Consider the following 13643-nt stretch of genomic DNA (forward strand, 5'->3'; position numbering starts at 1 on the left):
AATTGCAGCAACCATTATATTTCTCCAGTGAGGGGAAGACGATCCAGACATAACCAGTTATACAGAGGGAAAGGTGCGCCATTGAGCGTCACCCAGCGTGACACGATCTGTGAAGAATCCCTGAAGCAGGTCAGCGGATACAGATTTCCATTGGTATGTGGTGTGGTATTGGTAAATCCGATTAACAGGACGTCATCAGGTGCGGGAGGCTGGTTCAGTTCAACGCGAATTGTGTTCCCATTGATAACAGAAACAGCCTGTACCGTGGCTGAGTTTTTCTCCAGGCTTATCCCGTAGTTCGGGCAGTTGGCAATAAAATCTGTATCGATGATCAGTGGCGGAAAGGGAACATCACAGGCAAGCTCTAAAAGGTTTCCTGTTAATGTAATATCCCTGACTTTACATCCCGTCCATGTTCCTTTCTTTTCCGTATCGTACAGATGCCAGTAGATTGCCTGCGCGGTATATTCACCCTGTAACACCTTGCCTTTTGCATTGATGTGGCTGAGTGACCCGTCGCTATATAGCCAGTTAAGCGGGTATTTTGGCCCGTACATGATTGCCGTATTCGGATTCTGACGGACATAAGTCAGCTGATCCACCGCGGGGATAGAGTAAGGCTGAACGATTACCGGGTCACCCTGGGCATTACCGGCTTCATCCACTGGCTGTGACCTTGTATAAAATCGGCTTCCCACCTGACCGATGATGACAGCGAAATCAGTCGTCTGTCCGGAAATAGCCTTGAAATCAGACTGGAGACCGGAGAAATAGGTGTTTGCTTTGGTAAGGTAATCACCAGGTAAAAGATTGTCGCCATTATCGGAGTCTGTTTCACCGTGCTCAAACGTCAGAAACCGGAATGTATACGGCTTACCAACACCATCAGCGGCATCTTTACCCATCTGCACAAATTTCTGCCCGTTCTGATACGGGATTGTCCCTTTGCTGATTTGTTTAAATGAACGACCACCTGCTGCAAAAGGCGCATGAATAAATATTGTATTTCCTACCCCCTTATCCATCAGGACATCGTACATAGGTAAAATATTACCCTGCCGGTATGATGGATAATTCATATCGTTCAATGTGGATACGTCATCCTCATTCACCGCCTGTATATTTTTACCTTCAGGCCGTCCGTTCATCCCGGCCAGTAACCGCCCGCGATAAATGGGATTACGATTAACAATATTCTGTCCGACATGATCCGCTTCCATGTTCAGAGACTGTCCACTTGAACCGCCCCCCTGAATTTCAGGTGCATCAAGCGGCATTTCACGTATTGACGGTACATACATCACCCCGGAACCAGATACTGCCTCTCCGCCAGGTAGATAACTGAAAACGAAACCGGAAGGCGTCAGTTTTTGCGTAGTCAGTACGGGACGTTCTGACCAGACCACCTCTCCGCGCCATGCTGCTGCTGGTACACCGCCCACGGTTTTGATGGACGCCAGTGATTCGCCAAGATTGTCCTGTAACGGGCCATCGATACCGGGAATATGGACCCCACCATCATCATCTATTGCAAAAATGGCGGTTTTTAAATCGGCTGCAAAAACGACATGCTGGAAGCCAATAATGGTGCGGGAAAAGTTAGTGGAACATAGCGCGTTAAGTCTGTCCTGAAGAACATCATCAGTGCCGACAATACGTATATCACCATTGTCATTAATAGTCAGAAGACCATCAACGCCGTTTTGAGCCACAATGACATGTTGTAATCCCTGATAAAGATTTGCCTGTTGTTTGGGGATTAGCTGCTCTACATAATCCTGCAATGATGATTTAAGACCTGCGAGCCATAGCCCGAAATCGTTATCCAGTGCAAGCGCTGTTGCCGATGGCCCCTGTAACCCGGTTAAAATCCATTGCCACTCATCTGAGCTGTATTGTGACAGCATTGCTGTTTTTAGCTGAAGAGAAGCGATTTGTGCAGAAAGCTCTGCGGTGAATTGATCGATACCTGTAACGAATGCCTGTGAAGGCATCCTACGCCCGGTAGGTGCTAGTGTTCCTCCACTGTTGATAACCTCGATAGCCAGTGCGCTATCATCTGGGCTACGGTAATACGTGGTAGAACCATCGGGTATATTTGCAATATCTGCCTGTGCGTCTGCTAGTGTCATGTACTGACGGCTAAGCGGGATCAGGTTCTGGCGCGTATCTTCTACAACTGCTGCACCATCTACAGCAATTTGTTCCCGTTGGTCTTCTGCTTTCTTTTGAATACCTGCTAAAGAATCACGCTCAATACCTGCACGTGTGGTTACGGTTAATTGATTACCGCTAACAAAAATATCTACTGTTTCGTTATTATCCCAGGCATCGCGCATGTCTGAAGACGGGACAGGGTTACCCGTATTGTATTGAGACATATTATTTCACCCGATTATTTTTCTGGAGAAGAAGGCAAATTAACTGTGCCATCGTTATTTTTAATATATGAGCGCAACTCTTTTCGATACTGTGTCCATTCGGCTAATTCGGCCTTTACGGCATCCTCTGATGTTCCTTCATAATCTGAATCATCAATTTGTTCATTACGTTTATTGATTTCATCTGTTGCGCGGTCATATTCAGCTTGCGCGGTATTAAGTCGCCCTGCTGCAATTTCTTCAGGTGGCGTTTCAGGCGGAGGCGGTGCAATGAAAGAATCTCCCTCATAACCCCACCCAATCCCCACATCGAGGCCATCTATATTAATAACAGTAAAATCAGCAAACAGTTGTTTAGCCGAATTATCAGTGTCGCAAACTACGACATTTTGAACGATCGCATCTTTGATTAGTGCATAAATCATTAAGCATATTCCTCAATAATAACCAGGCCATCGGCACCTTTACCGCCATTCTGATAGGAACCCCCTGTACTCGTGTATGAGCCAGCTCCACCACCGCCACCACCAGGAAACTGACCTGAGAATCCAACAGCTACTGATATTGCGGACAAGGAAGAACCAAACGACCCCGATCCGCCAGTACCGAAAAATGCTGAACTTAACCCGCCGATAGGATAGGAGGCTGCGCTTGGGCTTGATGGTACAGTCCATAGACAACCGGTCGAAGTGGTTGCGCCGTTAGCCCCATCTGCCGGATTCCCAGTTGTAGCGCTTTTCCCGTAATTCCCTCCGCTAACCCTTACGGTAGTTCCAACGGAGGATTCACCGCCGTTCTGACCGTAACCGTTTGAGGTACCACCAGCACCACCAGCGCCGACCGTTACAGGGAGGTTGCCAGTAACATCAATGAACGCTTCCCCATACACTCCACCAGAACCACCGGATGAACCGGAGCCTGCGCTCGTTGAAGACGCCACGGAACTACCACCACCGCCACCGCCACCCCATAAACGAATCAAAATTTTCCGTGCGCCACGCGTAGGAACATAAGTACCAGAAGATTTGAATACCTGAACGTTGATAAGTCGGCCTGAAACAGACTGCGTCAATTGATCAACAAATCCCGCTAAATCGCCATTATCTTTGACGTCAGCATTTAAAGCATTTGAGATAAATTTAGCTAAGGCAGAGGTAACGAAGGTTCCTTGTCTCAGTGCCTTATTAACCTGAGCAGACGATGCTTTGCCTGAAACGAAACCGCTCGATACCGCTGGTAATGCTACCCAGTCAGCTTGAGAAGTAACGTTTGCATTATTACCCGTTGCAAAAGGTATAAAATCATTAGTCGCCATTTAAATATCTACTCCCCATGCTCCGGAATCGAAACCGGATATATATTCGTTATCAACATCAAATCCAAAGAAGGTATAACCACCTTCAGACGGCATTTGCATTTCTTTTACTTTTACGCCTGCGGCCTTTACAGTGAGGTATCCATTCTGAATAGCCCACCACAACTCAGAGTTAACCTGATCAATCGGATTTAAATCGTATCGTGATGGAACATAACCTTCAGGAATTACGACAAATGGCCCTTTGTTAACAGCGCTATCGAATATCAGGCGGTCAATCTCATTTAGCACAATTGAGTAATCTGGCAATATCCAGATAGATATAGACATATCCTGATTATCAACAATTGCTATGCGGAGCCCGGAACCAGCAAGAGCGCTGTCGAGGATGTCCGGTAATGTGTCGTTCTGACCGTTCCAGTGGTTAATAGCGATTTTGACCTTCAGTACCAGGCGATAAACTTCATCGCTCAGGTCAAGAAAGCCATCATCCGGGTCAAATGGTCCCTGCCATACACCCTGATCCCATCCGAGCTTTTCAGTATCCCAGGAGAAATACACGCCTGAGATTGGCGTACTCACCCTGCGTTTTCGCCCTATCCACTCGCCAAGAATATCCAGTTGCTTACCAACTGCCGTATCAATATCAAAGGCCGATATCATTCCTGTCATCGTCTGTGAGATATCAATAAGGGGCCGCGTGGAAAGATCCACATGAGCAAAGAATTTCGGTTTTCCGGCGTGATAGTTTGATATCCGGTCAGTGTATTTGCTCATAGCGTCACTTCCAGATGAATATTCTCAATACTGCAGGAGGCGGAATGGTCGTAAGCAATCACGACGTTAGCAGCAGCCACCGAATCAGTAGAGGTCCCGATCAGAAGCTCTGTGATGTCGTAATACCGAGAGTTACCACCACTGACCACACCCAGATTCGCCGGAGAATAGACACGACTTATTACGACGTTCGCCCCTATCGCCAGGGAGTTGATATATGCCGCTACAGCAGCTTTTATTTCATTCCCTACCTGTGAGGTATACCCCGTCAGAGGTTCGATCGTAATGCTCACAAAAATAGGCACATCAACCGGGCGAGAGAATCCGACCGGGTGAGGACTGCCGTATTTGTCCGCTACAGAAATTATCGTGCTGCCGTATGGCGTCGTTCCCTGGTCCTTTACTCCACGAATTGTGTTTGCAATCTCTGTAGCGTCACCGCCTTCGACAATGGCGGCTATCGAGTGTGGAGGAAGACCATTAGCATCAGGTACGTCCTGATCGTTCTCATACAGCTTGTGACGAGTGACGCCCTTAATATTCGCTATTGCACCGTCTACCGCTTCAAATGGTGTGAGAGACGGCAAGGCGACGCTCTGCGACTGCCTGATGCGAAGTTCTGAATCTTTTTCTGCAGCAGTGCCGACAGTAGCCGCCAGCGGGTTATTTGCCGATGACCAGCCCCTAGTAGGCGTATTGATTTTGTTCACCGTTCCCGCCAGTGCTGCGACAGCGCCGGAGTTTGCGCATGTGGCGGTCGCGACAATCGTCCCATCAATACCGATTGATACGGTTGGAGGTAGATTCCAGACAACCCCGTTTGCATCCTTCACTGAGCCGTTGGTGATTGAGGTCCCTGCAGTACCGGTTAATAACAGGTCAACCGTTGAATTCGTCGCCTCACGGCGTTCTATCCCGTTAATTTTTACGTTGCTGGACAGCCCCACGCCGATCCCGGTTGATGGCGAGAAACTGTTATATACCTGAATAGCGGTGTTATTGGCGTCATGGATTGCCAGCGCCACCAGCGCGATTAGCTGACCATCTTTACTATCCGGATCGATATAAGCATCACTGCCGTAAATCTGCTGAAAATATCCCGTCACAGTAGACAGGATGGTTTGATAGTCAGGCGCACTTATCCCCTCAGCGGTTACCGTTGCCGATAAGCCGAGTGATTCAAGGTCCAGAGCCATTACGCCTCCGAGGTTACTGTCGTTGTCCCGTAGATGGTTTCCACCGTTGCTGTGAACGTTACACGCCGTGTGCGGCTGTCAACGGTAGTATTAAAGTCGGTGATGGATTTCACCCCGCGCGTTTCAAGAATGCGTTTACGAATAGCGAGGTTATAGGTTTCTGGTTTGTGCTTTCCGAGGACGGATTGTATCCAGGGTGTTCCTTCTGTCGTATCAAGGAACCATTCGCCGTACCAGAGCAGGAAGCGCGTTTTAATGGCCTGCGCGACGGCCTCCGGAGAGTTAACCAGCCAGGTATCATCACCCTGACCAAATGTGTAATCCCCGTCATCATCTTCGCGACGGTAGCGCATGCTATCCCCCTAGTGGAGCTGTATTACTCCCACCAGATTCAACGCCGCCGTGCGTGTGCTTATCGACAATGGAACCATCCACCAGCTGCAGGCGACCATCCGGGAGGATTTTCAGGCCATTCAGATTAAAACCACCCGGCGCGGTACCGTTGATTTCACCACTCGAAGGATTAAGGCTCAGCTTCGTACCGCCATCATCACTACGGAGTTCTACCGCGCTGCTACTGATGCCACTGATTTTCTTTGCCTGTGATTGTGGGCCGACCATGCAGAACGCATCAGATAAATCGTGCATCCTGTCGTCTACCGGCTCCTGAATACCGCCGCTTTGCCACCAGAAATCGATACAGCGGTCACCAAATATCACCAGGCATTCATCACCCTCTTTGACTGGGAATGTCAGCGTACAGCCGCCCCCACGAGGGAAAATTACCGGGACGTCAGTAAGTAGTGGGTAATCCTGTGTTTCAGTTGCGCCATCGTTATCACGCTCTACATAGCGGATCGCCGGCTGCACAACTGCGGTTACTGAATCGGGGTCAAATGACTGAATAATGCCAGGTAGCGCGACGCGGATTTGCTCCTTTAAAACTTTCCGTTCTGACTCGAAAGTTTCATCAAGGGATCCGCTACGGGTTTGGTTAGAAGAAGGCATTCATAAACTCCAGATATGAAAAAACCCGCCTCAGCGGGTTTGCGTAATTTATCTTTTTGGAGAGGGGACTATAACTTCAGCCCAACAACGACAATAACCATTGGGGCATAACTTCCCTTCCCCAGGGTGACCGGTTTTTGGTGGTCTGGACCAGGAATATGTTTTACCATCCTGCCTATCACAAGATGGACAGCAATCAGAACCTCGCCAGACGTATCTTTTAGATCCAACCCTTTCAGCCTGAATCTGCGTAGCTTTCGCCGTCTTCCTAAAATCATCACCCATCAATTTCTGATATGCATTTCCATCGGCGAGCATTTCCTCCTTGCTCCTTCTGCTCCCATTTCGGGGTTTCGATTTTACCTCTGGTCGGCGGTAAGAATAATCAATGCTTTGTAGAAAATTATCTTCTTCTTTTCGCTTTTTTATCTTCTTGTAATTATTCCATCTAGTAATAATGGCTATTGCCAGAAAGAAGATAATAATTGCGAAAAATTCCATATTTATTTCACCTTAACGCAAGGGAAAGATCCGATAATCTTCGGAGCATCCATGCTGTTCTGAAGGAGCTGGACGTTTAGAAATCGCTTTTCAGTACCAGGTCTGCGGACGTACTCGAAACCGTAGTTGTTACCATCTCTGGCAGGCATAAGCCCCATCTCGGCTTTCATTCCGTTGCCGTTACCAAGAGTTTTAATCTTCTGGGAGGTCACTGTCTCACCATTAATTCTGAATAATGAATCAGGAACCAGCTCTAATTTATAACTACCACACTGCAACGTGATGCCACCAGGATTTGCAGAAAATGCTAACCCAGGAAGAAAACAGAATATGATAACCATCAATTTTTTCATTCTTACCCTTCCCGCTGTAAAGACGACGCCGAACGGACATCCGCCGCACCACGCGCCTCACACATCATATCCATGTACCACGCCTGGCCCCTTGTGTCGCCAGTGTACATAATGCCGCGCACAATATAAACGCCGTCTGTAGCAATGCTGGCTGGCTGTGAGGTAGTTCCGGTTATGGATATATTCCCGTTATTGTCCTGGTCGGTTATGCGACCACCAGCCATAGCGATATCATTATTCGCCAGCGCGGTACGGTAGACAGACGCCTGATCCAGCTCAATCAGGCCATTAACGCGAATGTTCGGGTTAATCAGCGCGCGTACGTTCACCCCGCTGCCGATCGTTTGCTGAGGCATGCCGATTAGCCCGGTTGCGCTGTTCAACACAATAGCTTCGTGCACATACTCATTTTTTGCCACCATCTGGCGCTGACCATCAACGAATTGCCAGGTTGCGCCGCATTGCCTTGCGACGTTATCCATCAGGTCTCGCGTCATACCAAACAGCACGCGCCCGCGTGGGAAGACGGTAGCAGGCATTGGCGGGGTGACGCCCTCAGTCGCGCCCTTCGCCTCGAAGTCCTTCATCAAAGCGCGGTTCATATCGGCAACGGTATATCCTGCCGCCAGTGTTTGCACTGTGATGGAAGAGGTAAAAGCCAGGTCGGTATCTGCGGCCTGAATCAGTACGAACGAATCAACCGGGTTATCTTTTCCCGTGATGGTGTACCGAATATCGCCTGTAAACAGCAATCCCCAGTTACGACCATCAGACTGCCCCACCTGAGAAGCATCGACCTCACGAACGCGGCCTACGTCGCTGGCGTCAACATCGGCGGCAATACCATCATAACCAGCGATTACGCGAATAGTGGCAAATTCACTACCGGTGATCCGGTTCACCGTATCCGCAGACAGGTTATAAACCTTAAACGTCCCGGTTCGGGTGGCGCTGCTGATGTTGAACCAGTCGATTGTGAAAGTAACTTTGAAGTCACCCAGGTCTATTCCCTTCCCGTTTTCGTCCAGTAGCTGCAGTTCGAAATGACGCATCCAGTTTTGAGACATAATTACTCCGTTATTGCCAGTAAGTGGCTGGCGGTACCGAGATCGGTTTGGGTTGGGTAATCCTGGTTCGCATCGTCGCAAACCACGGCGAGTTTGAAACCGAATCCGAGATAGGAATACTGAGCCAGCAAGTCAGCGCCAGTCACAAGGGGGATACCTTTAACCACCTGGTTACCGCTGCTATTGGAGATATCCAGAACCCAGCAAGGATCACGCCAGGTGATACTTATCTGGTACGTAACACCCGCCAGAATGGTACTGAATTGCTGGTTATCAGCAGTGAGGGGGATTTCGTATACCTGCATCAGCCGCCTCCAATAATTGATTTGAGTCCCTGCCAGCCAGAGCTAAGCAAGGATTCGTTCTGAGGCTTTGCCGCTTTTGTGCCGGAGTTGATAACAGCTGACGTATTGGCCCCCTCTTTCATATCGGCTTTATCGGCTACCGCTATCTGTTGAGTCTGGGTGATGATCACTTCGCGAAGCGTTAAAACCGCCATCAGTACGTTTTCTGATGTACGGTCAGTTGTGACCTCAATCGCCCTTATCAGCATGTTGCTGTATAGCCGCTTCCCTGTGACAACATCGAAAGGGATCCGGCTGGTCTGCAGGTCGAGTATTTGCTGATAGGTTTCTTTAGGGCTCAGGCCAAGCGTTAAGCCCTGAGAGGACGTATCAATGAAATCCAGCAGAGAACCACCACCAGCAAACCCCACTTCCATCACGACCTCTGAGGGCCGTTTATAGGCATGATCTGAAACAGGAGCCCCCGTTTCGACGGGGTGTTCAGTAATTTCCAGCGTGTCACTGTGCTTTTCAGATACCACTACACTGGGAACAATAAGACCGATACGCCGGGACTGCTGCTGAAACAGCGTAGAAAGGATATCCATCAACCTACCCCGCTCTGGTTTTTGCGCATTACCCTGGCATTTGCATCAATCTGGCGGCGTCCGACCTCCTGAGCAACTTCCATAGCGCTACCGCCGTGAATGTTATAGGTGTTGTTTTGCTGAATTGATGCGCCTGCCGCCTGATACGCTAAAGGGCTTTGCCAGTTGGCGTACCCCTCTTTACGGGCCATAGACTGCATCAGGGAAGCCATCGTATTAGGGTTATTCAGATTCAATACGGCATCAGGGGAAACGCCCATCCAGCCAGCTACCTGTTTGGCGTAAAGCTGCGGATCGTTGTTATCACCAGCAGGAGCCCAGGTACTTACGATATCCTGGACGGTTTGCAGCATCCGCCCCGTCGTTTTCCCGGTGAAATAGCGCATCAACTGGTTTTTCATCGCCTGCCATCCTTCCAGCGCGGAGCCAAAAGAACGGAAGCCGTTACCACCTACCGGGCGAATATTTCCAGGGTTGTTGTTGCGGTCAGCAAGCGTGTTACCTTCACCACGGAAAAACCGTCCGACGCTGCGAGGGTCAAAACCAAACTTATCCTTAATCCAGTCAGCTGCGCCATTGGCGCTATCAGATATACCTGGCAGAGCATCCGGGTTATTGTTGCCCTGGCTCAGTAGTTGCTTACCAATACTGGCAGCATCTGACCAGCGACCATCTTTGATAGCGCTCAGCAGGTCACCAATCATGCTCAGCATCTTACTGAATTCGCCCATCTGGCTGATGAAGTTGCTGAAGTCCCACTTCAGAGACCAGGATTTAGGGTCAATATTCAGAAGTTTTGCCAGTGCCTTACCCAAATCGACGACGGTCTGTCGGAGGTCTTTAACCATCTTCAGAGCGGCGTCTACTTCCGGCTTCCATTTCCCCCAGTCAATCAGGCTTTTGCCGCCTTCTTTCCAGGTTTTATAGTCTTCCCATAGCAGAGCGATACTGGCAGCGAACGCAGTAACAAGCCCTATAGGAGACATCCAGAACGTGCTGTTAAGGATCCGCAGCGCTACCGTTAATGCGCCAAACAGCGTGATCAGTTCCCGCGTCTGCTTATCCAGTGATTTCCACCAGTCCAGCAGATCAGAAGTCCCTTCCATCAGCCGGGAGAATAACCGGGCAATAAGGTCACCCAGCCACAATACCCCCTTGATAGCCTCGGTCAGCGTCTGCTCAATTTTCGGGAAGTTGTCGAGAATTTGACGGCGTAATTTATCCAGTGAACCAGCGAGGCCACCAGCCAGGTTAGCGCCGATTTTATCCCGCGCCATCCCTGCCATTTCGCCGAACGACCGGAGCGAAGTCATGAACCGGTTAGAACTTACCGCGGCCTGATCAGCATTAAAGCCGATCGCTTTCGCCATAGCGGAATATTCGCCGGAGAACCCGCCGACACCGCGCCGCATTGCCATCAGGGTGTTTTCATCAATACCCAGCATGCTGGCGTACTGGTTAGCCCGGTAATACGGCATGCTGCTAAGCTTCTGGCCTACCCCGGTGAAGATGCTCGCCATATCGCGCATATTGCCGCTGGCGTCGCGTGTTTGCACACCCAGGCGGTTAAGGAAGCCCTCCGCACCGGGATTGGTTCTGATAAACCGTGAAAGGCTCTCCAGCGAACTCATCGCCGAGTCAGCGCTGCCGCCAACCTGCGAAATGGCATAACTAACCTGTTTAAGCCCCTGCACCGTCGCGCCAGTGCGCTGGGAGGCCCAGTACAGCTTGTCAGATGCCTGGGCTATTTTTGCCGTAAAGGCGACAACAGAGAGTGCCGCCGCTTCAACGGCGAACCCGGTTTTAATGGCGTTAGAAGTAACCCCCGCCAGCACTGCATTAAATTTCCGCTCGCCGCTTTCATCGACTTTGAAGCCGAGCGACACGAGAAAATCTTTAATCGTCTCAGCGTTCATTCGCCTCTCTCCATCTTGCGATCCGGTACTCGTTGTCAGCCTTCAGATCCAGCCAGTCATTCATTCTGGCGATATCCGCCAGGTCTACCGAACCATCTTTGAGCGCAGAGTAAGGGATGTACCCGGCATCCACCGGGCGCATCAGATAGTCTTCACCACCAGGCAAAGAATCCAGCGTCAGTCCGCTTTCGGGGTGGGCGTCGCGTTGTCTGGGAGTTCTGGCAAAAAATTTCCCAGGCTATCGGCGACCACCCGCGCCACCAGTTGCAGCATGCTGAACAGATCGATGTCATCAAACATCAGCTCACCGCTGCGGAAGACTGGCGCCCATTGTTTGCCGTTTTCACGCACCACCATAGCGAGACAGGGATGGATGATGGCGTTCGTGTCTTCTTCGGTGAGTTTTGACAGTTCGTCAGCGATACGCGGTAGAAGCGTGTTAAAAACTGGCTCCAGCTTATCCAGATTGCCGCTGTCCAGTTTGGTGGTTGCGGGTAGCATCGCCTTGATACTGGAGAAGTCAGCCATCAGGCCAGCGAGGATCGGTAATAATTTGCGGGATACCTTCAGCTGTTCAAATACGCCCAACTTGTTGGCGCGGTAATTCACGCCTTTAATCGTGCATTCCATCGGTTAAAACTCCCCAAGCAGTTCATCAATTTTGATGCAGTCAAATACCCATGCGACCGTTCCGGCGACTTTAGGGTTGTTCCAGTCTGGTTGTTTCTGGAAGGCCACACCGCGTGCCGTGGCGATATCACCACTTGCTTTGTTACGAACCACAATGACGTTATTCCCCCAGGTGGAAGAGGACTGGCTTTGCGCGTTGTACATCAGCGAAAGCTTTTTATTGACCGGGGAAGTTTTCAGCAACGTAACGGTAATCGTGCCGCTCTTACCGCCGTGAAGGCTGTGCATACCCTCACCATCTGCGCCGATGGTCATGGTGTTTTTTGCCTCGGTCATCGCAACCACGATCCCCTCTTCGGAGTTCGCAGAGCCAGCACCGAGTTCAATAGCTCCCGTAGGACCAGCCAGGGAAGCCGAGATATCAAGAAACGAATAAGCAGACATCAGGACTCTCCTTAGCGAACCACTGTGATTGCCACGCTGCCGTAATGGACAGCACCAGCCAGTTTCCCGGCAACCTGAATCGGCACACCCTTACGCGCTTCACGATCGACCTGTAACTGGTCATCAACGTTTTCCGCCCAGGTGTAATAGCCTTTCGTCAGCATGTCGCCAGTGTTGAGCTGCCCCATCGGGCCACCCGTCCATTTGCCCGGCGCAAACAGGCCGTTCTGCACTGCTTTGTCGAGCACCAGCTCAATGTTCGCAATACGGGTAGTGGTCCCGGCGTCGGTCTGAGGGATTTTGGTTGTACTGGTATAGAGCGTGTTGAAGTCGGCAGTCTGTACCGCATTCTGTAGCCAGTCGAGGCCGTGACGTTCGTCGAAGAAGTCACCATTGCTCATGACGCCCTGCTCAAGAATCGCTGTATCGTTCTCGTAGTAGACGTAAACGTTACAGTTCTTCGCTTCCAGGTTATTGGCTTGCGACGTTCCCAGCGTTTCGTAGGTGATGCCAGGCTCCTGTTTAAATTTCAGGGTGATCGTCGTGTTACTGCCAGTGAAATCAACCGTGAATGCACGCGCAAAGGCAGACAGCGCGGCATAGCGGCTACTGGTCGAATACTGAATAAACGTCCGGCTGTATTTCGCGGCTTTCAGTTTTGAGGCCAGATCCGTAGTTGTCGCCGCATCCAGGATTATCGCTTCATCAGTGGTAATGCCAAAGATACGGGAAACGGTAGACGCTTCAATCGCAGCGGAAACGGTTATGATAGTGGCGTCATCCGGATAATCCGCTTCTGGTACTGCCAGATGCAGACCGTACCAGGCGTTGTAGTCCATCAGCGCGTTAACCGCTTCAAGCAGAGATTCAGCCGTGCCGGCTTCACCATCAGCAAGCGTTTTCACCCAGCGTCCGACATATACCAGTGTGGGTTGTGGCTGCTGAGAGAACCAGATAACAGCGGCTTTATACTCTTCGCTGTCCACTCCGAAATCATCACCAATATCATCAGGCGATGAGTATGCCCGGAGGCGTTCGGCGATCGGGATGACGGTTGAATCACCCAGGATAAGCATCGAGCCAAAATTGCGCCCCTGCGCGGCCCGTGCGGAAAGCGTCACCGTCACGTTAGTGATACGGTTAAGGGGAAGCCCTTTTTCCAT

Annotated in this window: 17 protein-coding genes; all 17 read right to left on the bottom strand. The window is 50.4% G+C overall.

Going from position 1 to position 13643, the window contains the following annotated elements:
* Positions 1-14: 14 nt before the first annotated feature.
* Genes PGQ95_RS24450 through PGQ95_RS24530 form a run of 17 tightly spaced genes read right to left on the bottom strand, consistent with a single transcriptional unit; the run spans position 15 to position 13643 of the window.
* Complete coding sequence (locus PGQ95_RS24450) at positions 15-2381, bottom strand: hypothetical protein (protein WP_430919646.1); 2367 nt, start codon at positions 2379-2381, stop codon at positions 15-17.
* 14 nt (positions 2382-2395) lie between these two features.
* Positions 2396-2806 carry a hypothetical protein gene (locus PGQ95_RS24455; protein ID WP_430919648.1) on the bottom strand — a complete coding sequence of 137 codons (411 nt, stop codon included), beginning with the start codon at positions 2804-2806 and terminating at the stop codon, positions 2396-2398.
* Positions 2806-3696: a hypothetical protein gene (locus PGQ95_RS24460; RefSeq protein ID WP_430919650.1), complete on the bottom strand. Its 891-nt coding sequence runs from the start codon at positions 3694-3696 to the stop codon at positions 2806-2808. The genes PGQ95_RS24455 and PGQ95_RS24460 overlap by 1 nt, the downstream gene beginning before the upstream one ends.
* The gene (locus PGQ95_RS24465) at positions 3697-4473 is read right to left on the bottom strand and encodes a DUF2612 domain-containing protein (RefSeq protein ID WP_047066862.1); all 777 of its coding nucleotides are present in this window, start codon (positions 4471-4473) and stop codon (positions 3697-3699) included.
* The gene (locus PGQ95_RS24470; protein WP_430919652.1) at positions 4470-5669 is read right to left on the bottom strand and encodes a baseplate J/gp47 family protein; all 1200 of its coding nucleotides are present in this window, start codon (positions 5667-5669) and stop codon (positions 4470-4472) included. The genes PGQ95_RS24465 and PGQ95_RS24470 overlap by 4 nt, the downstream gene beginning before the upstream one ends.
* Positions 5669-6022, bottom strand: coding sequence for a bacteriophage protein (locus PGQ95_RS24475; RefSeq protein WP_032710248.1), 354 nt, complete (start codon positions 6020-6022; stop codon positions 5669-5671). The genes PGQ95_RS24470 and PGQ95_RS24475 overlap by 1 nt, the downstream gene beginning before the upstream one ends.
* A 1-nt stretch (position 6023) precedes the next feature.
* Positions 6024-6677: a Gp138 family membrane-puncturing spike protein gene (locus tag PGQ95_RS24480; RefSeq protein ID WP_430919654.1), complete on the bottom strand. Its 654-nt coding sequence runs from the start codon at positions 6675-6677 to the stop codon at positions 6024-6026.
* A 48-nt stretch (positions 6678-6725) separates the two neighbouring features.
* A complete protein-coding gene (locus PGQ95_RS24485) occupies positions 6726-7178 on the bottom strand; it encodes a hypothetical protein (RefSeq protein WP_430919656.1) in 453 nt (150 codons plus the stop codon).
* 2 nt (positions 7179-7180) lie between these two features.
* Positions 7181-7531, bottom strand: a complete 351-nt coding sequence (locus PGQ95_RS24490; RefSeq protein WP_430919658.1) for a hypothetical protein — start codon at positions 7529-7531, stop codon at positions 7181-7183.
* A gap of 2 nt (positions 7532-7533) precedes the next feature.
* Complete coding sequence (locus PGQ95_RS24495) at positions 7534-8598, bottom strand: hypothetical protein (RefSeq protein ID WP_430919660.1); 1065 nt, start codon at positions 8596-8598, stop codon at positions 7534-7536.
* A gap of 2 nt (positions 8599-8600) precedes the next feature.
* Complete coding sequence (locus PGQ95_RS24500) at positions 8601-8903, bottom strand: phage baseplate plug family protein (RefSeq protein WP_049046786.1); 303 nt, start codon at positions 8901-8903, stop codon at positions 8601-8603.
* A complete protein-coding gene (locus PGQ95_RS24505; RefSeq protein WP_430919662.1) occupies positions 8903-9490 on the bottom strand; it encodes a phage baseplate protein in 588 nt (195 codons plus the stop codon). The genes PGQ95_RS24500 and PGQ95_RS24505 overlap by 1 nt, the downstream gene beginning before the upstream one ends.
* Complete coding sequence (locus tag PGQ95_RS24510) at positions 9490-11406, bottom strand: hypothetical protein (RefSeq protein WP_430919664.1); 1917 nt, start codon at positions 11404-11406, stop codon at positions 9490-9492. Before PGQ95_RS24510 ends, PGQ95_RS24505 begins: the two co-directional genes overlap by 1 nt.
* Positions 11396-11548 (bottom strand): DUF6889 family protein, encoded by a 153-nt coding sequence (locus tag PGQ95_RS24515; protein WP_032710259.1) that lies wholly within the window; start codon positions 11546-11548, stop codon positions 11396-11398. The genes PGQ95_RS24510 and PGQ95_RS24515 overlap by 11 nt, the downstream gene beginning before the upstream one ends.
* 35 nt (positions 11549-11583) lie before the next feature.
* Positions 11584-12036, bottom strand: a complete 453-nt coding sequence (locus PGQ95_RS24520) for a phage tail assembly chaperone (protein ID WP_049046098.1) — start codon at positions 12034-12036, stop codon at positions 11584-11586.
* A gap of 3 nt (positions 12037-12039) precedes the next feature.
* A complete protein-coding gene (locus PGQ95_RS24525; RefSeq protein ID WP_032710262.1) occupies positions 12040-12480 on the bottom strand; it encodes a phage structural protein in 441 nt (146 codons plus the stop codon).
* A gap of 11 nt (positions 12481-12491) precedes the next feature.
* Positions 12492-13643: a DUF3383 family protein gene (locus tag PGQ95_RS24530; protein ID WP_430919666.1), complete on the bottom strand. Its 1152-nt coding sequence runs from the start codon at positions 13641-13643 to the stop codon at positions 12492-12494.

Source organism: Klebsiella sp. 141240, assembly GCF_050600805.1.
In the GTDB taxonomy this organism is placed as follows: Bacteria; Pseudomonadota; Gammaproteobacteria; order Enterobacterales; family Enterobacteriaceae; genus Klebsiella; species Klebsiella aerogenes.

Bases quoted from the DNA above. Each gene is read 5' to 3' on its own strand.
- PGQ95_RS24450 (WP_430919646.1), bottom strand. From the start codon at position 2,381: ATGTCTCAATACAATACGGGTAACCCTGTCCCGTCTTCAGACATGCGC.
- PGQ95_RS24455 (WP_430919648.1), bottom strand. From the start codon at position 2,806: ATGATTTATGCACTAATCAAAGATGCGATCGTTCAAAATGTCGTAGTT.
- PGQ95_RS24460 (WP_430919650.1), bottom strand. From the start codon at position 3,696: ATGGCGACTAATGATTTTATACCTTTTGCAACGGGTAATAATGCAAAC.
- PGQ95_RS24465 (WP_047066862.1), bottom strand. From the start codon at position 4,473: ATGAGCAAATACACTGACCGGATATCAAACTATCACGCCGGAAAACCG.
- PGQ95_RS24470 (WP_430919652.1), bottom strand. From the start codon at position 5,669: ATGGCTCTGGACCTTGAATCACTCGGCTTATCGGCAACGGTAACCGCT.
- PGQ95_RS24475 (WP_032710248.1), bottom strand. From the start codon at position 6,022: ATGCGCTACCGTCGCGAAGATGATGACGGGGATTACACATTTGGTCAG.
- PGQ95_RS24480 (WP_430919654.1), bottom strand. From the start codon at position 6,677: ATGCCTTCTTCTAACCAAACCCGTAGCGGATCCCTTGATGAAACTTTC.
- PGQ95_RS24485 (WP_430919656.1), bottom strand. From the start codon at position 7,178: ATGGAATTTTTCGCAATTATTATCTTCTTTCTGGCAATAGCCATTATT.
- PGQ95_RS24490 (WP_430919658.1), bottom strand. From the start codon at position 7,531: ATGAAAAAATTGATGGTTATCATATTCTGTTTTCTTCCTGGGTTAGCA.
- PGQ95_RS24495 (WP_430919660.1), bottom strand. From the start codon at position 8,598: ATGTCTCAAAACTGGATGCGTCATTTCGAACTGCAGCTACTGGACGAA.
- PGQ95_RS24500 (WP_049046786.1), bottom strand. From the start codon at position 8,903: ATGCAGGTATACGAAATCCCCCTCACTGCTGATAACCAGCAATTCAGT.
- PGQ95_RS24505 (WP_430919662.1), bottom strand. From the start codon at position 9,490: ATGGATATCCTTTCTACGCTGTTTCAGCAGCAGTCCCGGCGTATCGGT.
- PGQ95_RS24510 (WP_430919664.1), bottom strand. From the start codon at position 11,406: ATGAACGCTGAGACGATTAAAGATTTTCTCGTGTCGCTCGGCTTCAAA.
- PGQ95_RS24515 (WP_032710259.1), bottom strand. From the start codon at position 11,548: ATGCGCCCGGTGGATGCCGGGTACATCCCTTACTCTGCGCTCAAAGAT.
- PGQ95_RS24520 (WP_049046098.1), bottom strand. From the start codon at position 12,036: ATGGAATGCACGATTAAAGGCGTGAATTACCGCGCCAACAAGTTGGGC.
- PGQ95_RS24525 (WP_032710262.1), bottom strand. From the start codon at position 12,480: ATGTCTGCTTATTCGTTTCTTGATATCTCGGCTTCCCTGGCTGGTCCT.
- PGQ95_RS24530 (WP_430919666.1), bottom strand. From the start codon at position 13,643: ATGGAAAAAGGGCTTCCCCTTAACCGTATCACTAACGTGACGGTGACG.